Origin of the sequence: Limnobacter sp. SAORIC-580 (assembly GCF_013004065.1) — a bacterium.
In the GTDB taxonomy this organism is placed as follows: Bacteria; Pseudomonadota; Gammaproteobacteria; order Burkholderiales; family Burkholderiaceae_B; genus Limnobacter; species Limnobacter profundi.
The window spans coordinates 1,711,032-1,733,056 of the sequence record NZ_CP053084.1; the positions used below are offsets into that span (position 1 = coordinate 1,711,032).

At 51.5% G+C, this 22,025-nt stretch carries 22 protein-coding genes; 10 read left to right on the forward strand and 12 right to left on the reverse strand.

The features are described 5' to 3' along the window. Positions 1 to 20 precede the first annotated feature (20 nt). A complete protein-coding gene (locus tag HKT17_RS07985) occupies positions 21 to 941 on the forward strand; it encodes an alpha/beta fold hydrolase (RefSeq protein WP_171099151.1) in 921 nt (306 codons plus the stop codon). 59 nt (positions 942 to 1,000) lie between these two features. Here HKT17_RS07985 and HKT17_RS07990 read toward each other — a convergent pair whose 3' ends face one another. Both HKT17_RS07990 and HKT17_RS07995 read right to left on the reverse strand, forming a co-directional pair. Further along, the gene (locus tag HKT17_RS07990) at positions 1,001 to 1,339 is read right to left on the reverse strand and encodes a P-II family nitrogen regulator (protein ID WP_008252857.1); all 339 of its coding nucleotides are present in this window, start codon (positions 1,337 to 1,339) and stop codon (positions 1,001 to 1,003) included. Then, positions 1,336 to 2,991 (reverse strand): NAD+ synthase, encoded by a 1,656-nt coding sequence (locus tag HKT17_RS07995; RefSeq protein WP_171099153.1) that lies wholly within the window; start codon positions 2,989 to 2,991, stop codon positions 1,336 to 1,338. Before HKT17_RS07995 ends, HKT17_RS07990 begins: the two co-directional genes overlap by 4 nt. A 41-nt stretch (positions 2,992 to 3,032) precedes the next feature. On the opposite strand from HKT17_RS07995, the gene HKT17_RS08000 reads away from it, so the two are divergent. Then, positions 3,033 to 4,238 (forward strand): GNAT family N-acetyltransferase, encoded by a 1,206-nt coding sequence (locus tag HKT17_RS08000; protein WP_240965736.1) that lies wholly within the window; start codon positions 3,033 to 3,035, stop codon positions 4,236 to 4,238. 55 nt (positions 4,239 to 4,293) lie between these two features. On the opposite strand, the gene ppa is transcribed toward HKT17_RS08000, so the two are convergent. From ppa to hemC, 4 genes are read right to left on the reverse strand one after another with little or no spacing between them, the layout of a single operon-like run. Then, positions 4,294 to 4,821: an inorganic diphosphatase gene (ppa, locus tag HKT17_RS08005; protein ID WP_171099157.1), complete on the reverse strand. Its 528-nt coding sequence runs from the start codon at positions 4,819 to 4,821 to the stop codon at positions 4,294 to 4,296. Between the two features lie 50 nt (positions 4,822 to 4,871). Further along, positions 4,872 to 6,062 (reverse strand): heme biosynthesis HemY N-terminal domain-containing protein, encoded by a 1,191-nt coding sequence (locus tag HKT17_RS08010; protein ID WP_105029151.1) that lies wholly within the window; start codon positions 6,060 to 6,062, stop codon positions 4,872 to 4,874. Beyond that, positions 6,059 to 8,032 (reverse strand): uroporphyrinogen-III C-methyltransferase, encoded by a 1,974-nt coding sequence (locus tag HKT17_RS08015; RefSeq protein ID WP_171099159.1) that lies wholly within the window; start codon positions 8,030 to 8,032, stop codon positions 6,059 to 6,061. Before HKT17_RS08015 ends, HKT17_RS08010 begins: the two co-directional genes overlap by 4 nt. Before the next feature lie 9 nt (positions 8,033 to 8,041). Continuing rightward, positions 8,042 to 8,974 (reverse strand): hydroxymethylbilane synthase, encoded by a 933-nt coding sequence (gene hemC / locus HKT17_RS08020; RefSeq protein ID WP_171099161.1) that lies wholly within the window; start codon positions 8,972 to 8,974, stop codon positions 8,042 to 8,044. A gap of 149 nt (positions 8,975 to 9,123) precedes the next feature. On the opposite strand from hemC, the gene argH reads away from it, so the two are divergent. Genes argH through HKT17_RS08035 form a run of 3 tightly spaced genes read left to right on the forward strand, consistent with a single transcriptional unit; the run spans position 9,124 to position 12,508 of the window. After that, the gene (gene argH, locus HKT17_RS08025) at positions 9,124 to 10,548 is read left to right on the forward strand and encodes an argininosuccinate lyase (protein ID WP_171099162.1); all 1,425 of its coding nucleotides are present in this window, start codon (positions 9,124 to 9,126) and stop codon (positions 10,546 to 10,548) included. A gap of 14 nt (positions 10,549 to 10,562) precedes the next feature. Beyond that, the gene (locus HKT17_RS08030) at positions 10,563 to 11,069 is read left to right on the forward strand and encodes a TRAP transporter small permease subunit (protein ID WP_240965740.1); all 507 of its coding nucleotides are present in this window, start codon (positions 10,563 to 10,565) and stop codon (positions 11,067 to 11,069) included. Next, positions 11,060 to 12,508, forward strand: a complete 1,449-nt coding sequence (locus HKT17_RS08035; protein WP_171099164.1) for a TRAP transporter large permease — start codon at positions 11,060 to 11,062, stop codon at positions 12,506 to 12,508. The genes HKT17_RS08030 and HKT17_RS08035 overlap by 10 nt, the downstream gene beginning before the upstream one ends. A gap of 24 nt (positions 12,509 to 12,532) precedes the next feature. Here HKT17_RS08035 and HKT17_RS08040 read toward each other — a convergent pair whose 3' ends face one another. The 4 genes from HKT17_RS08040 to pmbA form a co-directional block, all read right to left on the reverse strand. Next, positions 12,533 to 13,678 carry a sensor histidine kinase gene (locus HKT17_RS08040; RefSeq protein ID WP_171099165.1) on the reverse strand — a complete coding sequence of 382 codons (1,146 nt, stop codon included), beginning with the start codon at positions 13,676 to 13,678 and terminating at the stop codon, positions 12,533 to 12,535. Positions 13,679 to 13,688: 10 nt separating this feature from the next. After that, positions 13,689 to 14,357, reverse strand: a complete 669-nt coding sequence (locus HKT17_RS08045; protein WP_105029158.1) for a response regulator transcription factor — start codon at positions 14,355 to 14,357, stop codon at positions 13,689 to 13,691. Positions 14,358 to 14,572: 215 nt separating this feature from the next. Beyond that, positions 14,573 to 15,661, reverse strand: coding sequence for a TRAP transporter substrate-binding protein (locus HKT17_RS08050; RefSeq protein ID WP_171099166.1), 1,089 nt, complete (start codon positions 15,659 to 15,661; stop codon positions 14,573 to 14,575). A gap of 21 nt (positions 15,662 to 15,682) precedes the next feature. Next, positions 15,683 to 17,035, reverse strand: a complete 1,353-nt coding sequence (pmbA, locus tag HKT17_RS08055) for a metalloprotease PmbA (RefSeq protein WP_171099167.1) — start codon at positions 17,033 to 17,035, stop codon at positions 15,683 to 15,685. A 27-nt stretch (positions 17,036 to 17,062) separates the two neighbouring features. Between pmbA and yjgA the strand changes: the two genes are divergently transcribed. The 4 genes from yjgA to HKT17_RS08075 all read left to right on the forward strand — a co-directional run bounded on the left by yjgA (position 17,063) and on the right by HKT17_RS08075 (position 19,224). Further along, positions 17,063 to 17,629, forward strand: a complete 567-nt coding sequence (gene yjgA, locus HKT17_RS08060; protein WP_171099168.1) for a ribosome biogenesis factor YjgA — start codon at positions 17,063 to 17,065, stop codon at positions 17,627 to 17,629. Then, positions 17,626 to 18,231, forward strand: coding sequence for a molybdopterin adenylyltransferase (gene mog / locus HKT17_RS08065; RefSeq protein WP_171099169.1), 606 nt, complete (start codon positions 17,626 to 17,628; stop codon positions 18,229 to 18,231). The genes yjgA and mog overlap by 4 nt, the downstream gene beginning before the upstream one ends. Before the next feature lie 2 nt (positions 18,232 to 18,233). Then, a complete protein-coding gene (locus HKT17_RS08070; RefSeq protein ID WP_171101434.1) occupies positions 18,234 to 18,899 on the forward strand; it encodes an alpha/beta hydrolase in 666 nt (221 codons plus the stop codon). A 70-nt stretch (positions 18,900 to 18,969) separates the two neighbouring features. Further along, positions 18,970 to 19,224 (forward strand): DUF3717 domain-containing protein, encoded by a 255-nt coding sequence (locus tag HKT17_RS08075; RefSeq protein WP_171099170.1) that lies wholly within the window; start codon positions 18,970 to 18,972, stop codon positions 19,222 to 19,224. Positions 19,225 to 19,242: 18 nt separating this feature from the next. On the opposite strand, the gene HKT17_RS08080 is transcribed toward HKT17_RS08075, so the two are convergent. Continuing rightward, positions 19,243 to 20,574 carry a PcfJ domain-containing protein gene (locus HKT17_RS08080; RefSeq protein WP_171099171.1) on the reverse strand — a complete coding sequence of 444 codons (1,332 nt, stop codon included), beginning with the start codon at positions 20,572 to 20,574 and terminating at the stop codon, positions 19,243 to 19,245. Here HKT17_RS08080 and HKT17_RS08085 point away from each other — a divergent pair. Next, positions 20,573 to 21,376 (forward strand): crotonase/enoyl-CoA hydratase family protein, encoded by an 804-nt coding sequence (locus tag HKT17_RS08085; RefSeq protein WP_171099172.1) that lies wholly within the window; start codon positions 20,573 to 20,575, stop codon positions 21,374 to 21,376. The two genes, HKT17_RS08080 and HKT17_RS08085, sit on opposite strands and share 2 nt — an antisense overlap. 47 nt (positions 21,377 to 21,423) lie before the next feature. Here the strand turns inward: HKT17_RS08085 and HKT17_RS08090 are convergent, their stop codons facing one another. Then, positions 21,424 to 21,963, reverse strand: a complete 540-nt coding sequence (locus HKT17_RS08090) for a hypothetical protein (RefSeq protein ID WP_171099173.1) — start codon at positions 21,961 to 21,963, stop codon at positions 21,424 to 21,426. Positions 21,964 to 22,025 lie beyond the last annotated feature (62 nt).

Genomic DNA, 22,025 nt, shown 5'->3' on the forward strand with positions numbered 1-22,025 from the left:
ACACCACGGAGACAGCACAGATGAAAGCTGCGAGCACCCCCATTGAATGGCAACAAGGTTTTGCCAAATCCAGCATTACTGGGCTGAATATGGCCTGGGAAAGTGCTGGCCCTGCCGACGGCGAGACCATTTTCATGGTGGCGGGCCTAGGCTGCCAACTCACCATGTGGAACGACGAGTTTTGCTCACCTTTGTTGCAGCGAGGCTACCGACTGGTTCGGTTTGACAACCGTGACATTGGCTTGACTGATCAACACCCGACCAGCATGAAAGTGAACGTACCAGCCACATTCATTCGCAACAAGCTGGGCCTGCAAACCCCCACCAATTACAAGCTGGACACCATGGCCAACGATGCAATTGGCCTGATTGATGCACTTGAATTAAAGCGCCCTCACCTGCTCGGTATTTCAATGGGCGGCATGATTTCGCAAATCGTGGCGGCAAAGGCGCCCGAGAAAATAGGAAAGTTGGTCACCTTGATGTCGAGCACCAACAACCCGAAACTTCCGATGCCCACACCGAACGTGTTGCACAACATGTTCTTGAAGAAACCAAAAAGCCAGAAAATTGACGATGTAGTGGCGCATGTGGAACGGGTGTTTACTGCCATTGGAAGCCCCGGCTACCCGCCCGACCCATTGAAGTTAAGGGAGCGTGCCCGCAAATCGTACAACCGAGCCTACAAACCGGCGGGTGTGCTACGGCAAACCCACTGCGTGGTGGCCACGGGTTCGATCGAAGATTACACACGGGAAATCAGGGTGCCCACTTGCGTGATCCATGGGCTGGATGATCCATTGTTGAAAAAGGCGTGCTCTGAACGAATCGCCAGGCTGGTGCCCAATTCAAGGCTTCATTTGATCAAAGGGCTGGGCCATGATTTGCCAGAACCCTTGGCACCCACATTTGCGGAAATCATTCACAGCCATTTGGGTTAACAATCCGCTAAACCAAGCGCTGTAAAAAAAGCCCAAGTGAAGAACCTGGGCTTTTTTGTTTAAATGGCTGCTTCGCCTTGTTCTCCCGTGCGAATGCGGATAACGCGCTCAACGTCGGTCACGAAAATTTTGCCATCGCCAATTTTGTTGGTTCTAGCGGCGTTTTGAATAGCATCAATGGCTTGATCAACCAGCTTGTCTTCAATCACCAGTTCAATTTTTACCTTGGGCAGAAAATCAACCACATACTCAGCACCACGGTACAACTCAGTGTGACCACGCTGACGACCAAAGCCTTTCACTTCGGTCACGGTGAGGCCGGTGACACCCACTTCCGACAATGCTTCACGTACTTCGTCCAGTTTGAAAGGCTTGATGATTGCGCTGACCAGTTTCATTCTTGGAATCCTTCTAGATCGTTGAACTTGGATGTAATTGGATAGCGCCAGTCGCGACCAAATGCTCGGTGCGTGACCCGAATACCCACGGGCGCCTGTCTTCTTTTGTATTCGTTGATACGGAGCAGTTTAACAGCCTTAAACACATCTTCTTTCTGAAAGCCGCTGGCAATGATGTTTTCAACTGATTCGTCCTTTTCCATGTAGCGGGCCAGAATGGCGTCAAGTACATCATAGGGTGGCAAGCTGTCCTGATCCACTTGATCGGGTCGCAATTCAGCTGACGGCGGGCGCGTAATGATTCGGGTCGGAATGACTTCAGACAGACTGTTGCGGTATTCACAGAGCTGATACACCAGTGTTTTGAATATGTCTTTGATCACCGCGAAGCCACCCGCCATGTCGCCATACAAAGTGCAATAACCGGTGGCCATCTCACTTTTGTTGCCAGTGGTCAACACAATACGGCCGGTTTTGTTGGAAATGGCCATGAGCATGGTGCCGCGAATACGCGCTTGCAGGTTTTCCTCGGTGGTGTCTGCCGCCAAGCCCTTGAACAAGGGAGCCAGGCTGGAGTCAAAGGCCCTCATGCAGTCCTGGATGGAAATTTCGTCATACTGAATCCCCAGGCGCTTGACCATGTCGCGAGAATCATCCAGTGAGATATCGGCAGTGTATGGCGAAGGCATCATTACGGCACGCACTTTGTCAGCGCCCAAAGCATCCACTGCAATCGCCAGGGTAATTGCAGAATCGACGCCGCCTGACAAGCCGATAATCGCGCCGGGAAAGCGGTTCTTTGTGACGTAGTCGTGTACACCCATTTTCAGGGCTTCGTACACCTGCGCAGTCAGTTCAAGCTCGGGTACGCATGGCTGGTGGGCCTCCAGCACAATGGGCTCGCCGGGGCGCGCCACTGCATCAAGCATGGCCAAGGCTTCTTGAAATTGGGGCAAGCGCATGGCCACATGCTGTTTACCATCCATGGCAAAAGATGCACCATCAAAAACCAGTTCGTCTTGCCCACCCAGCATGTTGGCGTACACAATCGCCATGCCGGTTTCCTGAACACGCTTGGCCACCATCGATTGACGAATGGTCTGTTTGCCCATGTGGTAGGGCGATGCATTGGGCACCAACAGCACTTCAGCTCCCGCAGCCGCTGCGGCTTCAGGCGCGTAACGGTTCCAGGTGTCCTCGCAAATGTTTACGCCAAAACGAATGCCATCCACCTCAAACACCAATGGGCGGTTGTCGGGCGTGAAATAGCGTTGCTCATCGAACACCTCCCGGTTCGGCAAATCGTGCTTGTGGTACATGCCCACCACTTGCCCGCGATAAAGCACAGAAGCAGCATTGAACAGTTCACCTTCCCTGCTTACGGGGTGCCCCACCACCACATACAAATCGAGTGCAGCCAGGTTTCGGCGAAGGTGCTCGAATGCAGTGTCGGTTTGGCGCTGAAATGAGGGGCGCAACAGCAGGTCTTCAGGTGGGTAACCAGTGATGGACAACTCGGGGGTGAGAAGAATTCGCACGCCTTGTGCGGCTGCCTTGTGCGCGTAATCAACAATTTTTGCGCAATTGCCTTTTAAATCGCCTACAGTCAGGTTCAACTGCGCAATGGCCAATCGGACTCGGGATAAACTCACTGGGTACCTGCATAGTAGTTGTCGCCTTTATGAATTATCGCATGCAGATTTGCCAATCCATTGGCGAGATCGCACAAGCTGAATGGAATTCACTTGTGTGCAAATGCAATGGTGGTGTGCTTCACCCTGCACTTCGTCATGAATACCTGCTGGCCTTAGAGGCCAGCGGCAGTGCAACAGCCGAAACCGGTTGGGGGCCGCTGCATTTGGCCATCCATGGGGACACTGGTGAGCTTCTGGCAGCCATGCCCTTGTATCTGAAATCGCATTCCTATGGCGAGTATGTTTTTGACTGGGCCTGGGCTCAGGCCTATGAACGCAGCGGGCAGCGTTATTACCCCAAGCTGCTGTGTGCGATACCATTTACCCCGGTGTTGGCACCCAAAGTGCTCCATGCAACACCCGAGGCTGGCAAAGCTTTGGCTCAAGGACTTGCACAGCTGACCTGGCAGGCTGCCGAGAACACTGAACTGCTGGGTGTACAAATTTCAACCCTGCATGCTTTGTTTTTAACCCAGCAAGATCAACAACTGTTGTTAAGTGATGCAACCAGCCTGAACAACAGCAGTCGGCATGTGGTGCAATTTCACTGGAAAAACCAAAACCCGGCCACGGGCAAACAATTTGATGATTTCGATGCGTTTCTGGAAAGCCTGAGCCAGAAAAAGCGAAAAAACATTCGCGCCGAACGTCGAAAAGCACATGTGGATGGTTTGGAAATTCAACGCATTCATGGGTCTAGAATCAGCGAAGCTGAACTGGAATTTTTCTATCAGTGCTATTCCCGCACTTACATGGAGCACTTTTCCAGCCCTTATTTAAATCTTGAATTTTTCAGGCAAATTTGTACAACCATGGGTGAGCAGATATTGATCATTCAGGCCAGCCTGCATGGTCAGCCTGTGGCCAGCTCGTTTTTTCTGTACAGCGAGGAACGTTTGTATGGCCGCTATTGGGGCTCTATTGAAAACCTGCCCTGCCTGCATTTTGAATTGTGTTATTACCAGGCGATTGATTTTGCGATTGAGCAAGGCATAGAGTGGTTTGAAGGAGGCGCGCAAGGTGAACACAAAATAGCACGTGGCCTGAACCCGCAAACCATGGTCAGTGCACACTACGTGCACGACAACGGCTTCAAGTTGCCGATTGAAAACTTTTTGCGTCGGGAAAAGGCGCACCTGGACGCGTATGCAGTTGAGTTAAATGAACACACTGCTTTTCGGGAAAGCGGTTCGGAACAGCTATAAAAAAAGCCAACCCGAAGGCTGGCTTTTCAGTGCGGTTAAAGCTGCGATTGCGATTTCAGCCTTTGTAATTGGCCACGCCGTCACGAATTTCTTTTTCGACGTCTGTCATGTCGCCCCAACCTTCGATTTTTACCCACTTGCCTTTTTCAAGGTCTTTGTAGTGTTCAAAGAAGTGCTGAATGCGCGCCAGAAATTCTTGAGGTACATCGGAAATGCTTTGATAGTGTTTGTACTGCGGCAACAGCTTTTCAACAGGAACGCCCAGCAGCTTCGCATCACCGCCTGATTCATCGGTCATTTTCAACATGCCGATTGGGCGTACACGTACCACGCAACCAGGCTGCAATGGGTATGGGGTCATGACCAATACGTCCACGGGGTCGCCATCGGCTGCCAGAGTTTGTGGAATGTAACCGTAGTTGCAAGGGTACTGCATGGATGTACCCACGAAACGGTCTACAAACAAGGCACCGCTTTCCTTGTCGATTTCGTACTTCACGGGATCTGAGTTTGCGGCGATCTCGATGATTACGTTCACGTCGTTTGGAATGTCTTTACCGGGGGAAATGCTTTCGTAGCCCATGCTGATTAATCCTTAAAATAAAATTTGGTCGTATTGTATCGAATATTGCTTTAAGCAAGCTGACGGTCGTTCTGAAGATGATTGTTCAATTTCTCTCGCCAGGTTTTGGCACGTTCACCCTGGTTGGCTGCCTCATACAATCGTTCCAGCTTGCCCGCCACATGTGCGGAAGGCTGTTTGGCATACACCGCTTCAAACCTGGAAATCGCCTTGCCCCACAGTTGTTCGCGCTCGCACACATCAGCAGCCAACTCCAGCAAACGCAAATCAGCGGGCTGTTGGGCCAGCAAACGCTCTACATTGGGCAAAGCCTCCCGTGGCTCTAGAACGGCAACCTGGTGATAAATCGGCAATAAATCCTTGTTGTAATTTTGGTTCAAAGCCATTTCCAGCAGCGTGCGGGCCGCAGTAACTAATCCACTCCTCTGCAAACCAGTGGCTAGCGTGCGCAATACACCCACGTTCTCAAGCTCAGCAGGTTTGGCACTGGACAACACCTCTTTCATTTTTGAAGCGTCTTGCCCCGCGCTTTCTCCCAGACCAGCATAAATGCGCATCAAGGCTTCATTTTTTTCACCGTTGGTGAGCGCCGATACCGCGACACAGGCGCGATATTGCACCAAAGCATCTTGCCAGCGGGCCAAACCCATCAAGGCCAGCATGCGCAATCGCTGAACCTGGGGTAATTTTGCAGCCAAGGGGTCCATGGCCTCAAGCATGCTCAAAGCACCCGAAAAGTCTTGTTTGGACAAAGCCACTTTTCCACGCAACACAACCAGGGCGTGCGAGTGCTCGCCCACCTTGGCTTTTTCCTGATTCAGGATTTCCTCGGCTACATCATAGCGGTCGGCCTGAATGGCTGACATGGCGCGGATCAAGTAACTCAAATCCGTTTCAATCCCGGTTTTACTGGCTTGGTTCAACGCTTTTTGGGCGCCTTGCTCATCGCCAGTAATCAAGGCGATCAAACCCTGTGTATTGGCTTGCAACAAGGCGTTTTGCTTGCGGTTCATCCAATACTCTTTGAATTTTCCGGGAAGCTGGCTGGATGCACGCCAAGCGCGCATCATGACGTACAACACCAGGAATAGCAGCAAAATAGCCACTACCGCAAAGTTGAGCGACATGTCGACTCGGTACTGACCGAAAAAGATCAATACCTTGGAAGCATTGCCCTGAGCCATCAAAGTGACCGCCACGGCCACTACGACAACCAGCAACAAACCAAGCAGTTGCTTCATTGGCGCTCCCCCTGCTGTCCGGCAACGGCCAGCCTCAGCGCGGCAGAGGTAGCCTGCAATTCTGGCAACACCAAATCAAGTTGAACTTCGCCAATTTCAGCCAGCACAGTTTGAGCACGCTGCACTTGGATGGATTTACTGTCAAAGTAGGTATTCAACAAATTGCCTGATCGCTCAAGATCAGATTTCAGCAAAGTGGCCTGACGCGACAAGAGCGAAATTCGTGCATTCAACAAGGACAAACGCAGTGTATTGCGCAAATCAGTTTCTTGACGACTGGACAACATGAGCACTTCAGGGCTGTCTACTTTGGTGACTTCGATCAATGATTTGATGTCGTACCAAACTGTTTGAGCCACTTTTTTAATGGAAGCCCAGGCTTTCTCAAACCCTTGCGCTTGTTCGTTGGCTGCTGGCGCTTGAGTGTCGGCTACTACCTCAGATGCTTCTTCTTCGGTCAACTGCGCCAATGTTTGATCAGTGGTGGCCTGTGCGCTTGACAGCATCGGCAAACTTTCAACAGAGTTAACCACCGAATCAAGAGAAATCGCCAGCCTCAGCAAATCGTCGCTAGGCAGGGCCTTGATTTCGGTTAAGTCTTTTTCCAACGCGGTGCGCAAATTCAACAAAGAAGGTTTCTCTGTGCCCTCCAGCAGGTCGATGGCCTGGGACAGGGCAATAGACGCTCCCTTTACATTGCCCAACAAATACAACTGGCGTTTGGCAATTGATATCAACTGCTCTACTTCGCTAAGCGACACTTCCGTTCGGCTGGCCAACAGGCTGTTATAGACCTCCTCAAGACTGGCGCGTTGGCTGGCCTCCTCTTTCTGGGCAAGCTCCAACAGGTCAAAACGGGTTTTCAGGTCTTTCGCCAGATCGCTCGATTTGCTGATTTCTTCTTTCACCAAATCAAGTGTGGTCGACTCTTTCTGAATCCGCTCGCCAAAGGCCATGCGTGTTTTTTCAATCTGGTTTTTCCCGGCAAACGCAATCAGCAAAATGAGTACAAAGCTGAGCACCGAGATGAAAAATGCAGCTTTGCCCAACCACTGCCCATTGGGCTGGGAAGCGCTGGCAGAAGCCGGTCTGGATTGGGAGGTGACAACCGGTTGCGGGTTGACAGCAGGCGTGGCAGAGTTGGTTTGATTGTTGTTTTCCATGCTTTTCTTGTTGGATTTCAGCCATGAATTTACCGATTGTATCCCTGTTGCTATCTGGACAACATGGGCATATCCCAATTCCCTGCATTTGGCCGTAATGCGGGGATGTGTGGTCAATACGGTGGCGGTTTCTTTCAACACCTTGAGTTGTGATTCCGATTTGCGTGCCAACTGCGAATCGAGGGCCTCTATGGTTTCGCTGCTGGTAATCCAGAGCACCGCCTCAGCCGCTCGGGCAAACAGTGCTTCGCACTGAGCATTGCTTTGCTCAATCACCTTGCGGTCATAACACTCCAGTACTGTCACGTCGTGTTGCATTTCCTCCAGCTTTTTTGGAAACTCAACACGGCCTCTGGGGCCTTTGCATACCATTACCCGGCAGCTACCCGCTTCAAAATGCGTGGCCAGCAAGCGGGCCAGCCCGTCGGAATCCTCGGTTTCATGGTCGTTTTCGCCAGTAGGGGCGATAATTTTGTCTTTGGGAATACCCAAGTCCATGGCCAACTTGGCGCTTTGCCGCCCCATTACCCCACAGTAAACATGGGCTGGCCACTGCCCCAGGTTGGTCACCGCAATTTCAAGAACCGAAGGACTTACAAAAACGATCAAATGGTTGGATTTTTCGGTGGCCGCATCAAGCCATGGCCGAATGGTTAACATGGCTGCCAAATCTGGCACCAATTCAAACACCGGAAAATACATCACATGGCCCGCATGCATTTGATCAAGCTGACGCTTCAAATCAACGCGCTGAGTCAGATACTGATCGGGCAACTTGGGTTTGCAAACGACCAAAGTGTGAGTCATGTCCGGTAGTTATCCTTTAAATTGTTGAATAGCCGATTCAATCAAGGCCTGCGCACCTTCTTGAAGCAAACCTTCGATTACCAGGTCCGCGGCAGTTTCCCAGTGTTGCAGGCTTGCCTGCGCACTTTTCTCGATCACAGTCTTGCCATCCGGGCTGGCCACCAAGCCTCGCAAAGTGAAAGTGTGTGCATCGTTCAGGGTTGCATAGCCAGCAATAGGCACTTGGCAACTGCCGCCGAGCGCTTTGGACACTGAACGCTCTGCGCTCACCAAGGCGGTACACACCGGGTCAATCAGTGGCTTTACCAACTCGGCCAATTGTGAATCGCCGGCGCGAATTTCCAGGCCCAAGGCACCCTGCCCCACGGCGGGCAACATGTCGGTTGATTCAATCACGTTGCGAATTCTTGAATGCAAACCAAGGCGTTTCAAACCGGCAGCAGCCAAAACTATGGCTTGATACTGACCTGAATCCAATTTGCCCAATCGAGTATCCAGATTGCCGCGCAAAGGCTCGACTTTCAAATGCGGATAACGCGCCAACACCTGTGCCTGCCTGCGCAAGCTGGAGCTGCCAACCACGGCACCTGCTGGCAAATCAGCCAAGCTGGCATAGTCATTGGACACAAATGCATCGTGTGGGTCTTCGCGAGTCATGAAGCCCAGCAGTTGAAACTCAGGATCCAGGTCCATGGGAATGTCTTTGCCAGAATGCACGGCCAAATCGGCCCGCCCTTCAAGCAAGGCATGCTCCAGTTCTTTGATGAAAAGTCCTTTTCCGCCAATTTTTGCAAGTGAGCGGTCCAGAATCTGATCGCCCTTGGTGGTCATTCCCACAATTTCAACGCCAGAAACCCCAGGCAACGCCAGTAACAGGTCTCGAACATGTTCAGCCTGCCACATGGCCAAGCGGCTTTCCCTTGATGCAATTCTTATTTTCATTCAGTGTGGCGACATCGCTAGTCGCAATTCAGTGGATAAATTTCAATCAATTCCCCACAGCAAGGCTGTGAGAAGGCGTTCATGACGAAAGTCTAGCACGGCAACCCCTTATAATTAGGCCCTGTTCCAAAGTGCATAAAGGATTCCCCATGTCGAACCAATGGTCCAAAAAACAGGAAGCATGGTCAGCCCGATTCAACGAACCCATGTCCGAGCTGGTCAAGCGCTACACTGCATCCGTGTTTTTTGACAAACGGCTGGCCGAGTTCGACATTCAAGGCTCATTGGCACATGCCACCATGCTGGCTGAGGCGGGAGTTATTGCAGCGTCCGACCTTCAGGCAATACAAAACGGTATGTCGCAAATTCTGGATGAAATCAAGGCGGGTCAGTTCACATGGCAGCTGGATCTTGAAGACGTGCACTTGAACATCGAGCGCAGGCTTACCGAGTTGGTGGGTGACGCTGGCAAACGTCTGCACACAGGCCGCTCTCGCAATGACCAGGTGGCCACGGACATTCGCCTGTTTTTGCGCCACGAGGTAGACCGCATTCAGGGATTGCTCAAGGCGCTTATTCAAGCACTGGTCACTGTGGCTGAACGCAACCACGACACCGTCATGCCTGGCTTTACCCACTTGCAAGTGGCACAGCCTGTTACTTTCGGGCACCACTTGCTGGCTTATGCAGAAATGTTTGAACGCGACCTGGAACGCATGCAAGATTGCCGCAAGCGAATTAACCGATTGCCACTGGGTGCGGCTGCATTGGCGGGAACCACATTCCCCATCAATCGCAATCGCACAGCTGAACTGCTGGGGTTTGATGCCCCAACCCGCAACAGTCTCGATTCCGTTTCAGACCGTGATTTTGCAATTGAATTTTGCTCGGCCAGCAGCATCTTGATGATGCACGTATCGCGCCTGTCTGAAGAATTGATTATCTGGATGAGCCAGCGCTATGCATTCATCGATCTGCCCGATCGTTTCTGCACCGGTTCGTCCATCATGCCACAAAAGAAAAACCCGGATGTGCCGGAACTTGCGCGCGGCAAAACAGGCCGTGTTTATGGACACCTGATGGGCCTGCTGACCTTGATGAAAGGCCAGCCACTGGCCTACAACAAAGACAACCAGGAAGACAAAGAGCCCCTTTTCGACACCGTTGATACTGTGGTCGACACGCTCACTATTTTTGCTGAAATGGTTGAGGGCATTCAAGTGAAAGCCGACAACATGCGCGCAGCCACACTGGAAGGCTATGCCACAGCTACTGATCTGGCGGATGCCTTGGTCAAGCGCGGCATGCCTTTCCGTGATGCACATGAGGCTGTTGCCCGTGCCGTGCGGTACTGCGACACCCAGCAATGTGGCCTGGAGGCGCTGAGCGTAGCCCAACTTCAAGAGGCTCTGAAACTAACCGAACTGGGCTACAGCGACGATTTGGTGAACCAGGAATTGTGTGCGGTACTCACACTCGAAGGCTCGCTACAGGCACGCAACCACGTGGGTGGAACCAACCCGGTACAGGTCAAAACAGCTGCGGCCGAAACCCGCAAGCGGCTGGGTTTGTAAAGTTGAAGGGGTTGTTGGCCATCTCACGCGGCATTGACGGCCTGAACACCAGGCTGGGGCTTGCCGTCGGTTGGTTAATTTTAATCACTACGCTGGTGTCGGCCTACAACGCTGTGGTGCGAAAAGTTTTTGACACCAGCAGCAATGGCTTGCTTGAAATTCAGTGGTATTTGTTTGGCGCTGTGTTTTTACTGGGTGCCGCTTACACCCTGCAACAAAATGCACATGTACGCATCGACGTGCTTTCAAACCGGTTTTCCGAGTCAACGCGCGCCTGGATCGACATTCTGGGGCATGTGCTGTTCACCTTGCCTCTAATCGGTTTTGTTCTTGTGTCAGGCTGGGACTTCGCCTATGAGTCATTTCGAATCAATGAATACTCTGCCGACCCAGGTGGTTTGATCCGCTGGCCAGCCAAGGCATTAATCGTTTTGGGATTCGGATTGCTTGGCTTGCAAGTTTGTTCCGAAATCATCAAAAAAATCGCCGTAATCAAGGGACACCCCACACCATGCCAATAATTCCGGTTGAATGGTTGGCGCCCCTCATGTTCGCAGTCCTGCTGCTGTTCATGGTCAGCGGCTTTCCTGTCGCATTCGCCCTGGCTGCAAACGGGCTACTGTTTGGCTACATCGCGATTGAGCAAGGGTTAATGAACGTGGCCTTGCTGCAAGCGCTGCCCGACCGGATATTCGGAATCATGAGCAATGAAACCCTGCTCGCTATTCCGTTTTTCACTTTCATGGGCTTGGTACTTGAACGCAGTGGCATGGCCGAAGACCTGCTGGAAACCATCGGCCAATTGTTTGGCCGGGTGCGCGGCGGTTTGGCCTATGCAGTGATATTGGTAGGCGCTTTGTTGGCCGCCACCACTGGCGTAGTGGCGGCTTCGGTCATATCCATGGGGCTTATTTCTTTGCCCATCATGTTGAAATATGGCTACAGTCAATCGGTGTCTACTGGCGTTATTGCCGCTTCGGGAACACTGGCCCAAATTATTCCACCGTCGCTGGTTTTAATTGTCATGGCCGATCAACTGGGGGTTTCAGTGGGGGCCATGTACCAAGGTGCGCTAATTCCTGCCTTGTTACTGGTGCTTCTTTACAACGCTTATGTGTTTGTAATTACACGCGTTCAAAAGAACGCCCTGCCTGCTTTGCCCCCAGAGGCCTGCTACATCGGTCAAAGCAATTCGGGTGCGCGAATACTGAAAGCTGTGGTGTTTGTGCTAATGCCTCCTTTGGCCTTGGTATTTCTGGTGCTGGGCACCATTTTTCTGGGCATTGCCACGCCCACCGAGGGCGGTGCCATGGGTGCTGTGGGTGCTTTGCTGATCGCGGCATCCAAGAAGCGGTTGAATCTGGATTTGCTGAAACAATCAATCGATTCCACGACCAAACTTTCCTGCTTTGTGTTGTTCATTTTGATTGGCTCTACCGTGTTTGGTCTTACTTTCAGGGCGGTTGAAGGCGACCTGTGGGTGGAACAACTGATGGGTGATTTGCCAGGTGGTGAACTTGGATTCTTGATCGCAGTGCAAATCCTGATTTTTGTGTTGGGCTTCTTTCTGGATTTCTTTGAAATTGCGTTTATCGTAATTCCATTGCTTGTACCAGTGGCTGACAAACTGGGCATTGACCTGGTGTGGTTCGGCGTCATGATCGCCATGAACATGCAAACCTCTTTTCTGACCCCACCGTTTGGCTTCTCGCTGTTCTACCTGAAATCGGTCACACCCAAGGTGGTAAAAACGATTGAAATTTACAAGGGCTCCCTGCCGTTCATTGCCTTGCAATTGTTGATGGTGGTGCTTATTTTTGCCTTTCCACAGCTGGTGATCCAGGAGGAAAAGGTGAAGTACCAAGACAGCCCATTGCAACTGGACCTGCCCACGCAGAATTACGGGGGTGGGAACGACCCGGCCGAGCAACAACCTTTTGTTCCAAGCTTCAGCGAATAGCTGCCCAGGTCATTGGCAATCGGCTTAACCCGTTTTTTTCGAGTTCAAGGTCACAACTTCAGCCTTGTTTGAAATTCGATCGGCAAGTTCAAGCACAAACACCGTACCCCCTTCCTTGACATTGCACATCGACAAATTCCATTCCATTTCCTGGCAAAGGCACTTGACCACATACAAACCTATGCCTGTTTTAGGAAGGTCGCTGCCAAAGGTTGAGTACCTTGCCGCCTTGTGCTGCAATATGTCCTCTTGCAGGCCTGGGCCTGAATCTTTGACGGTAAACCGGTGAATTCCACCATGGCGTCGATAGGAGAATGCCACACCACCCTCAAGCGTATGTTCTACCGCGTTGAACACCAAATTTCCCATAACCCGTTTCAATCGGCGGGCATCCGTGTGAATCAGGAACTCCTCCACATCGACATGGAAAGTCAGCCCTTTGGTTTCAGCCAACTGTCCCATCCAGCCCTCGAGCGACTTGCAAAGCTCGGTGCTTGAAACGCTCTCAATTCTTTTCTCGCGTTGCTCACCCAGTTCAAGCCGGGTGGCCTCGAGCATGTTTTCAGCCAAGTCGTGAAGCCACCTTTGGCAACTGGTCATTTGACGAATAACCTGATTGGACGCGGCATGTTGATGGAAAGTATCCAGCGAGGGGTGACCCACCAACAAACCCAGTGCATGCAAGGGCTGACGCATGTCATGCTGAACACCAGCCAGCCAGCGCAACCTGTCTTTCCATTCGCTGAGCACACTGTGTTTTGCATTTCGCCACCGGGCTTGCTGGGTTCGCCGGTTTTGAATCCGTTGTTTTGCAATGCTGTACCGGTGCTGCCTTTCCAATAAAACTGCCAGCAGCGTAAACGGTGAAACCCAGCACAACACCGCAAAGCTGAGGTGCTGCCAGTTCAGCGACAACACCCAGCCACCGAAAGCTGAAGCAAAAACCAGAAACCAGAGTTTTTCTGTGGGCGGCACCCGAAAGGCACGCCTGCAGGACACTTTGGCATTGAGCAGGCACCCGCTGATGAAGGCAATATAAGCCAACTGGGATTGAGCCCCAGTGTCCAGGCCCATCAATTGAAAAGACAAAGGCAACAAACACAGGGATGCCAGCAAGCATGCATCGTAGTGTTGCTGTACCCATGCACTAAGCCGGTTGATTTGTCTCATGAAGTGCAGCTTAATCGGAATAAACCTCGTCGGTTTTTTGTTCCTGCCAGGCTCGGTAAAGCATTGCGGCCTCCAGGCGATTTCGGGCATTCAGGCGGGCCAGAATGCTTCGAACGTGGGTTTTCACCGTTTCAGGAGACAGACCCAAATTCTGGGCGATTTCATGATTGGACTCGCCTTTGGCAATTCGGTACAACACAGACACTTGCCGCTCAGTGATTCGGGCCATTCGCTGACCAATCGTGAACCCGCTTGCGGCTTGCGTTTTTTGACTGATTTGATCGGTCCAGTTGTTGCGGCGCAAACGCAAAACCATACTGTCCAACACACTAAGCACGCGATCTTGGGTAATGCCTTTGGATACAAATTCCGTTTCAGGGTATTCATCGGCCATGTCACCCAAAATCTCTTCATTGCCAGAAATGACCAGCGTGCGGCTGTAATCAAAAGTTTCCAGCGCGGTTTCCAGTACTTTTTCTGGCGCCATATCAGGCAAGCCCAAGTCAAGCAGTACAAGGTCTGGTTGCTCGAAACGGCTGTGCTCAAGCGCGGGCCCGATGCGACTGAACAGCTTGACCTCAAGGTCGGTATAGCGCGAATTCATGATGTCGCGCAAAGCCATGGCAATGATTGGGTGATCATCAATAATAAATACGCGTAGTTGATTAGGAGTCGACATAAATTTGTCCCATACAAGTCAAGTGTCAGAAGCCGTCGTTCAGAAGTGAATAGTGCCCTTGCCATTCATTACGACAGCCAAAAGAAGTGCGAACAACCCCGATAGGGGCGACACTGCGTTGGGTGACTTGTGCCAGGCTTTTGGTTCCATTAAACGAAAAAGAGCGGCCAGTCAGCCGCTCTTTATATCTGACCCCTCTTGCGTAGGTCAAAAACTTACTTCGATCTGGGTATGTATGAGGCCATGGAATTTTCAGCAACCCGGAACCAGTTGTTCTGGTCGTTGCGGAAACGATTCCACGATGTGAATATTTTCTTGAATTTTGGATTGTTTTTGGATTCGTCGGCGTAAAGCTTTTCGGCTTCCTTGTAGGCGGCATCCAGAATATCGCGGGGATATATTCGAAGTTGCGCTCCCGATTGAATCAATCGGTTCAATGCAGCCGGGTTTTTGGCATCATATTCCGCCGTCATGGTGATATTCACCTCGGCCGCGGCTACTTCCAACGCAGCCTGATAACTCTTGGGCAGTTTGCTCCAGGCGTCCAGATTGACATAAAAACTCAATGAAGGGCCTGGCTCCCAAAATCCAGGGTAATAATAAAACCTGGCCACTTTTTGAAAACCCAGTTTTTCATCGTCATATGGCCCAACCCATTCTGCTGCATCAATCGTGCCCTTTTCCAATGCCGGGTAAATATCGCCACCGGCTATGGTTTGTGGCACTGCGCCCAAGGCCGCCATGATCTTCCCGCCAAAGCCCGGAATTCGAACTTTCAAACCTTTCAGATCGTTCAGGTTTTTGACTTCCTTGCGCCACCAGCCGCCCATTTGGGTGCCTGTGTTACCGCCAGGAAAATTGATGATGTTGTAGTCTTTCAAAAACTCACGGGTCATTTGCAAACCACCACCGTGATAAAGCCATGCGTTTTGTTGGCGAGCGGTCAAACCAAAGGGCAAGCCAGCTTCAAATGCGAACGCAGCATCTTTGCCCACGTAGTAGTAGCCAGCTGTGTGCCCACACTCCACCGTGCCACGCTGCACTGCGTCCAGCACTTGCAGGCCAGGCACAATTTCGCCAGCCGCAAAAGGGCGAATGTCGAACTTGCCACCGGTCAATTCAGACACGCGCTTGGCCAACTGAGGTGCAGCGCCCCACAGCGCATCCAGGCTTTTGGGGAAACTGGAGGTGAGGCGCCAGCGCACACTGGGGCCATCGGCGGCGAATGCGGCTGTTCCTGAAGCCGCTGTTGCGGTGGCGGCTGCTCCCAAACCCGCTTTTTTGAGAAAGGAACGACGTTCCATTGCTTGGTCTCCTTGTTTGCTTTAATTCCCTGCAACGGTCATGGATTCGATCAAAATACTGCCCACATGTTTACTGCCGCGCCAATACGCATCGTCGCCCACGGCCACAATATTGGCCAGCATGTCTTTCAAGTTACCTGCGATTGTAATTTCCTCAACCGGGTGAACAATGATGCCGTTTTCCACCCAATAGCCAAAGGCACCACGCGAATAATCGCCAGTCACACCATTCACACCCTGCCCCATCATCTCGGTAACCAACAAGCCCGTACCCATGGTTTTGAGCAGTGCGTCAAGGCCGCCCGAGACTGTTTTGGTCGAGCTGAGAATAAGGTTGTGCGTGCCACCCGCGTTGCCGGTGGTTTCCATGCCCAATTTTCGAGCCGAGTAACTTGAAAGAAAGTAGCCGTTGCAAACGCCCTTTTTCACCACTGTACGGGCCTTTACCTTTACTCCTTCTTCATCGAAAGGTGAACTGCCGTGCGCACCTTCAATGAACGGGTCTTCCTTGATGGTGATGTGCGGGGCCCAAACGAGTTTGCCCAATGAATTCAACAAGAAACTGGTTTTGCGATAAAGGGAGGAGCCCGACACCGCACCCACATAATGGCTTACCAAACTTGCCGCGATGGGAGCTTCAAAAATTACAGGGCAATTGCGGGTGGTAATTGGTTTAGAACCCAAGCGGGCCAAGGCTCGTTGTGCAGCATAGGCGCCAATTTTTGCGGGCTTGGCCAGGTCTTTGGCCTTGCGTTCCGAGGAATACCAGAAATCGCGCTGCATTGGGCTGTCTTTCGACTTCTTGGCTTGCGCAATCGGCGAAACAGACAATGAGTGACGCGAATATGGATAGCCACCTTTGAAGCCCTTGCTGTTGGCTGCATAAAAATGCCCAGATTCGGTGGACACATTGGCACCGTCAGAATTTCGAATCTGCTTGCTGACATCAAACGCCGCCTGTTCCATGGCCAGGGCTTTCTCGACTGCTTTGGCAGTGCTTAAATTCCACGGATGATACAAATCAAGATCACGGTGCCGTCTTGAGATGTTTTCCTCATCGGGCAGACCTGCGAATTTATCCGCAGCGGTGTACTTCGCAATGTCCAGCGCTGCTCGAATCGCAGAATCAATTGCTTCCAGCGAGAAATCAGACGAAGAGGCATTGCCCCTTTTCTTGCCTTTAAACACGCTGACGCCAAAGCTTTTGTCACGTGTGTGTTCAATGGTTTCGATTTCACCCATGCGCACGCTGACCGACTGGCCCACCGCTTCGCTGATATCGACCGCGCAATCGGTCGCACCCAGTGATTTGGCTTTTTTCAATGCGTATTCGGTTAATTCCTGAAATGTCTCGGATTTAAAGCTAAAGCCCATATTGCCCTGCGAAAAGTGCTGCCAAAAATGGCTAATATACAGCCCATGGAACCAGAAAACGACAAACAGGGCGAGTTTGAAGAATATGATCGCCCCAGCAAGTCCTCAGTGAAGCGAGACATGCTGGCCCTGCAAGATTTGGGCAAAACCTTGTGCGAAATGCCCTATGACAAAGTCAAGCGGGCACCGATTGGTGAGCGCCTGCTTATCGAGATCGCAGAATTTCACAAGTGCAAATCATTTGGCGCTAAAAAGCGGCAAATGCAGTTTATTGGCAAACTGATGCGTGACGAAGAGCACGAGGAAGTGCAAGCCTGGGTGAATGGCGAGACCGTTGAGCAAAAACTGAAGGTGCTCCACCTGCATGCGGCAGAACAGTGGCGCGACCGCCTGATTGAAGAGCCTGGCCTGTTGGCTACGTTCATTGAAAGCTACCCCGCCGCGGCGCGGGAAAACCTGAACCCGATCATCAGGCAGGCAGTGCAGGAACGTGTCGCCAAAAAAGCTCCCCGAAATTTTCGACAGTTGTTTCAGATCATTTACCGTTTGATCGAAGAGAAAGCCGAGCAAGATGCGGACGGAGGCGAATCATGAGTTTTGATGCCGTAAAAATTGGCTTGGTGTCAGTGAGCGATCGTGCCTCAGCTGGTGTTTACCAGGATCAAGGCATTCCGAGCCTTAAAGCCTGGCTTCAAAACGCGTTGCTGAACCCGATTGAGTTTGTTGAGGTGCTGATTCCAGATGAACAGGCCGAGATTGAAAACGCCTTGAAGAAACTGGCCGATGAACACAAGTGCAATTTGATTTGCACCACGGGTGGCACCGGCCCCGCCAAGCGTGATGTAACACCTGAAGCGACCTTGGCTGTGGCTCACAAGGAGATGCCGGGTTTTGGCGAGCAAATGCGGCAAATCAGCCTGCATTTTGTACCAACCGCGATATTGTCTCGCCAGGTGGCTGTAATTCGTGGTGAAAGCCTGATTTTGAATTTACCTGGCCAACCCAAAGCCATCGCAGAAACCCTGGAAGGTTTGAAAGACACGGAAGGCAATAGCCTTGTGAAAGGTATCTTTGCCGCCGTGCCTTATTGCATCGATTTGATTGGCGGCCCGTATATGGAAACCAATGAAGCCGTGATCAAGGCGTTTCGTCCAAAATCCGCCTTGCGAAAGCCCACTGAAGGAAGTGTATCGTGAGCATGAACTCAAAGATTGAATGCGTTGTTGTTGAAACCGGCCCACAACCCACGGGCTGTGTGGTTTGGTTGCATGGCTTGGGCGCAGACGGCTACGACTTTGTACCCATTGTCAAAGAGCTTGAGCAAATGGGTTTGCCCAACACCCGCTTTGTGTTTCCTCATGCGCCTAAAATTCCGGTCAGTATCAATGGCGGTTATGTGATGCGCGCTTGGTATGACATTAAAAATGTTGATTTGCAACGTCAGGAAGATGAGGGCGGAATACGACAAAGCCAGGCCACCATTGAACAATTGATTGAAGACCAGATTGCATTGGGTTTCAAGCCCGAACAAATTGTGCTGGCCGGCTTTTCACAAGGTGGTGCAATTACTTACCAGCTTGGTTTGCGTACACGCCACAAACTGGCAGGCTTGATTGCCTTGTCTACTTACCTGCCTTGCGAAAACACGCTGGATGCTGAATTAAACCCGATCAATCTGGGTATTCCATTGCTGGCGGCTCACGGCGAGCAAGACAACATCGTGCTCATGGAGCGCGGTGAAAAGGCAGTCAAGTTGCTGCAAAGCAAAGGTGTTGATGTTCAGTGGCACATCTACCCCATGGCCCATTCAGTTTGCGGTGAAGAGGTGGTTGAAATTGCCAATTTCTTAAAGCGCGTTCTCTGAATTTTCACTGTATATAAAAACAGCTTTTTGGTTTATACTTGAATTCAGGAATAACCTAGCAGGTGTAATTATGCCAGCGCAAGCGCAACAGCCAATTTCGATTATTGAACTTGAACGTGCCATCAATTATTGGCGCTCAAAATATCCTTCATCCCGGGACACCATGACACTGTGCCCCCAAGCCGCTTGTCTGGCCGAGTTGTATGCCCGAATGATCATTTTTCAAATTCACGAAATTTCGATCGCGGAGTTTTCTGCCAAAGCCAGGAAAGCGTTACGTGAAGCCGAAGAAGCCCACGCGGGTCGGCACAATCAGGCAGCTTGAATACAATTAAACTCCAGCTTAGTTCGCACGACTTAACAACAAGTGAGCCGCGCTCCACAACTGGCTTGAAACCGGTGCATTGCATGGCCCTTTCAACTGACTGATTTGCCAGGCTTTGGCGCCCACACGTCGCAATTCCAGTGTGCCACGCTGTGGGGTGTGTCCTTTAATCTGCAAATGAAAAATACAAATATCGCCTGCCATGCAACGATCAATGTAAGACGGCACACAATGGTGCATTTTTTTGGCTTCGCTCAGCAAAGCATTCAACGAGTTCAATTCAATAAACTCAATGTTGTCACTCAAATTGCCCATGCCAAGAATCTCTGGCCAAAATACATTCTGACGCCCCAAGTCCAAATCAAGCTCGACCAAATGCCAATGTGCCTGCCGGGCCATTAAAGTGTCATAGGTCCAGTTTCTGGAAATAATCACGGGGCGTTTGGTCGCACTGGCCGCACTGCCAAGCAACCAGTCTGCAATTAAAGGAAACTCCTCCAACTCCAGCTCTCTTCTGTGCTCAAGCTTCAAGTTGCTTTCACGGCGCTCCAGCGCCAGGCGGGTTCCCCGCAAAATATTCAAGGCCGCCACCGTATTCAAATTCTCGTGATTGCGCCTGAGCCATGTGCTTAGTCCCCCGAAACCCAGCAAAGCCGCCGTTTGCTTGTCGACCCAGGAAATCGGAATTTTTCTGTCCAAGGCGGCGTGAAAGTTCACCCAGCTCAAGTGACTCAATTGCCCCCAGTTAATTCGGGCAATGTAGGCGGTTTTTTGACGTGTTAACCACCGCCAGGTTTGTTGGCTCATGCCTTGCGCCAACATGCGGTTTTTGACCATCTGCCAATTGGGCAAATTGCGCCACATGCCGCGGTCTTGGGCCAGTAAAGGCGCCAAAGAAATATTCTCGCCAAGCCTTTCCTGAAGCACTGTTTTAAACGCTGCCACTTGGCTTAAATCAAGCAAGGTGGTGTATTTGGGCACCACTCGCAGTGCCAGTTTAAGAACATAGCCACCATAACGTCGGCGAATCGCACTGGTCCAGGCCCGCTGAATGTCGTTCAGGCTGGCTGCTTCAATGGGAAAATCAAGCTGTGTGCCAAGCAAGCTGTCAGGAAGCTGCATGCTTGGTGGGGCTCGCCACACTGAACGCATCAAATCCGCTTTCAAATTCCAGGCCGCCTCATCCGACAAAACAATACGGCAGGATTCAGCAAGTTTTGCGCGGGCTTTCATGCCCCATTCAAAATAAAGTCCGGTTCGAGTGCTCACCAAACGCGCGGGCAGCCGCTGCGACTTAACTCGCGGTATGCTGGAGGCTGTGTTCAATTCAAAATCTAACAAAGGGCGCATGATGGACAACAAAGCAGAAGAACCCGTCGACATCAAGATCTTACAGCAAGGCGAGATCTGGAAAATTTCCATCAATCGACCCGAGGCTCGCAACTGTGTCGATCGTTACACCGCCGACCAGCTTGAAAAAGCATTTCAATCATTTGAAACGGATGCAACAGCTCGCGTTGCCATTTTGACGGGTGAAGGCGGTAACTTTTGTGCAGGCGCAGACTTGAAAGCTGTTGCATCGGGTGACCCAAGCCGTGTAAACCGAATGGAACGACATGGTGCGGGCCCCATGGGCATAAGCCGAATGGAGTTGAGTAAGCCAGTGATTGCCGCGGTATCTGGCTACTGCGTGGCGGGCGGCCTGGAGTTGGCTGCCTGGTGCGACATGCGTGTTGCAGACAGCACTGCAGTATTTGGTGTGTTTTGTCGACGCTTTGGTGTGCCATTGATCGATGGCGGAACAGTGCGTTTGCCACGCCTGATTGGTCAAAGCCGGGCAATGGATATGATCTTGACTGGTCGCCCTGTCGACGCTGTGGAAGCCTTTTCATGGGGTTTGGCCAACCGGCTGGAAAAAGAACGCACAGCCCTGGAGGGTGCAATCGAGCTGGCAGGTCTATTGTGCAAACACCCACAAACCTGTATGCGCAACGACAGACAAAGCGTACTGACCCAGTGGGGATTTGGTGAACGTGAAGCGCTTGAGGAAGAATTTGAGTTTGGCTTGAATACGCTCACCTCGGGTGAAACTGTCGAAGGCGCAACCGCATTTAAGGAAGGTTCGGGTCGCCATGGCGAGACTGTGCAGTAATCGCGTATTCAGAGCGGATGGAAGTTAAAACTTTTCATTCAAACGGATTAATTCAAGCCGACGATGACGCCAAACTGTGCAGAATTCGAAACACGGCGTGAGTCAGCGGCAGTGGAATAAGAATTGGACTGAACACCAAAAAACCAATTGGCCAAACCACCGCGATTGGCGAGCAAATACAGCCCTTGGCTTTCGCTGTTCAGTGTTGCGCTGGACAGGCGACCAGGGGTGTAAACAAGACTCAAATTTTCTTGCAGCGAAACTTGCAAGCCACCGTAAATTGCCTTGATTGAAGATTCAGGCTTTGTTTCAGAGACAATCAAGCCAGCTTTCGATGAACTCAGTCTGGTTTGAACAACTGCGCCCTCGTCTACCACGACACCCCGGAACAAATTGACTTTGCCCAACAGGCTTGGTGAAAGCCTTTCTTGATCAGGCAAGTGGAAAGGTGCAATTCCATGTTTTCCCAGTTTGCCGCTCACCTTCAGGGCAAGTGGCTCAGCGGCATTTATGCCCCCCAGGTAAAAACACCCGGTCGTCAAAGCGAGTGCCATCAAAGCAAGCTGTTTTGAGCCGATACGCGCCATGACACACCCCTTCAGTACAGAATTTTACTTACTTCAATTAACGGTCACCTTGAGTTTTACTG

What these genes read in the sequence shown, in the direction of transcription:
- HKT17_RS08040 (WP_171099165.1), bottom strand. Translation starts at nt 13,678, where the DNA reads ATGAGACAAATCAACCGGCTTAGTGCATGGGTACAGCAACACTACGAT.
- HKT17_RS08035 (WP_171099164.1), top strand. Translation starts at nt 11,060, where the DNA reads ATGCCAATAATTCCGGTTGAATGGTTGGCGCCCCTCATGTTCGCAGTC.
- pmbA (WP_171099167.1), bottom strand. Translation starts at nt 17,035, where the DNA reads ATGGGCTTTAGCTTTAAATCCGAGACATTTCAGGAATTAACCGAATAC.
- HKT17_RS08000 (WP_240965736.1), top strand. Translation starts at nt 3,033, where the DNA reads ATGCAGATTTGCCAATCCATTGGCGAGATCGCACAAGCTGAATGGAAT.
- HKT17_RS08010 (WP_105029151.1), bottom strand. Translation starts at nt 6,062, where the DNA reads ATGAAGCAACTGCTTGGTTTGTTGCTGGTTGTCGTAGTGGCCGTGGCG.
- HKT17_RS08070 (WP_171101434.1), top strand. Translation starts at nt 18,234, where the DNA reads ATGAACTCAAAGATTGAATGCGTTGTTGTTGAAACCGGCCCACAACCC.
- HKT17_RS08085 (WP_171099172.1), top strand. Translation starts at nt 20,573, where the DNA reads ATGATGGACAACAAAGCAGAAGAACCCGTCGACATCAAGATCTTACAG.
- HKT17_RS08080 (WP_171099171.1), bottom strand. Translation starts at nt 20,574, where the DNA reads ATGCGCCCTTTGTTAGATTTTGAATTGAACACAGCCTCCAGCATACCG.
- yjgA (WP_171099168.1), top strand. Translation starts at nt 17,063, where the DNA reads ATGGCTAATATACAGCCCATGGAACCAGAAAACGACAAACAGGGCGAG.
- mog (WP_171099169.1), top strand. Translation starts at nt 17,626, where the DNA reads ATGAGTTTTGATGCCGTAAAAATTGGCTTGGTGTCAGTGAGCGATCGT.
- HKT17_RS08090 (WP_171099173.1), bottom strand. Translation starts at nt 21,963, where the DNA reads ATGGCGCGTATCGGCTCAAAACAGCTTGCTTTGATGGCACTCGCTTTG.
- HKT17_RS08075 (WP_171099170.1), top strand. Translation starts at nt 18,970, where the DNA reads ATGCCAGCGCAAGCGCAACAGCCAATTTCGATTATTGAACTTGAACGT.
- ppa (WP_171099157.1), bottom strand. Translation starts at nt 4,821, where the DNA reads ATGGGCTACGAAAGCATTTCCCCCGGTAAAGACATTCCAAACGACGTG.
- HKT17_RS07990 (WP_008252857.1), bottom strand. Translation starts at nt 1,339, where the DNA reads ATGAAACTGGTCAGCGCAATCATCAAGCCTTTCAAACTGGACGAAGTA.
- HKT17_RS08045 (WP_105029158.1), bottom strand. Translation starts at nt 14,357, where the DNA reads ATGTCGACTCCTAATCAACTACGCGTATTTATTATTGATGATCACCCA.
- hemC (WP_171099161.1), bottom strand. Translation starts at nt 8,974, where the DNA reads ATGAAAATAAGAATTGCATCAAGGGAAAGCCGCTTGGCCATGTGGCAG.
- HKT17_RS08050 (WP_171099166.1), bottom strand. Translation starts at nt 15,661, where the DNA reads ATGGAACGTCGTTCCTTTCTCAAAAAAGCGGGTTTGGGAGCAGCCGCC.
- HKT17_RS08015 (WP_171099159.1), bottom strand. Translation starts at nt 8,032, where the DNA reads ATGACTCACACTTTGGTCGTTTGCAAACCCAAGTTGCCCGATCAGTAT.
- argH (WP_171099162.1), top strand. Translation starts at nt 9,124, where the DNA reads ATGTCGAACCAATGGTCCAAAAAACAGGAAGCATGGTCAGCCCGATTC.
- HKT17_RS07985 (WP_171099151.1), top strand. Translation starts at nt 21, where the DNA reads ATGAAAGCTGCGAGCACCCCCATTGAATGGCAACAAGGTTTTGCCAAA.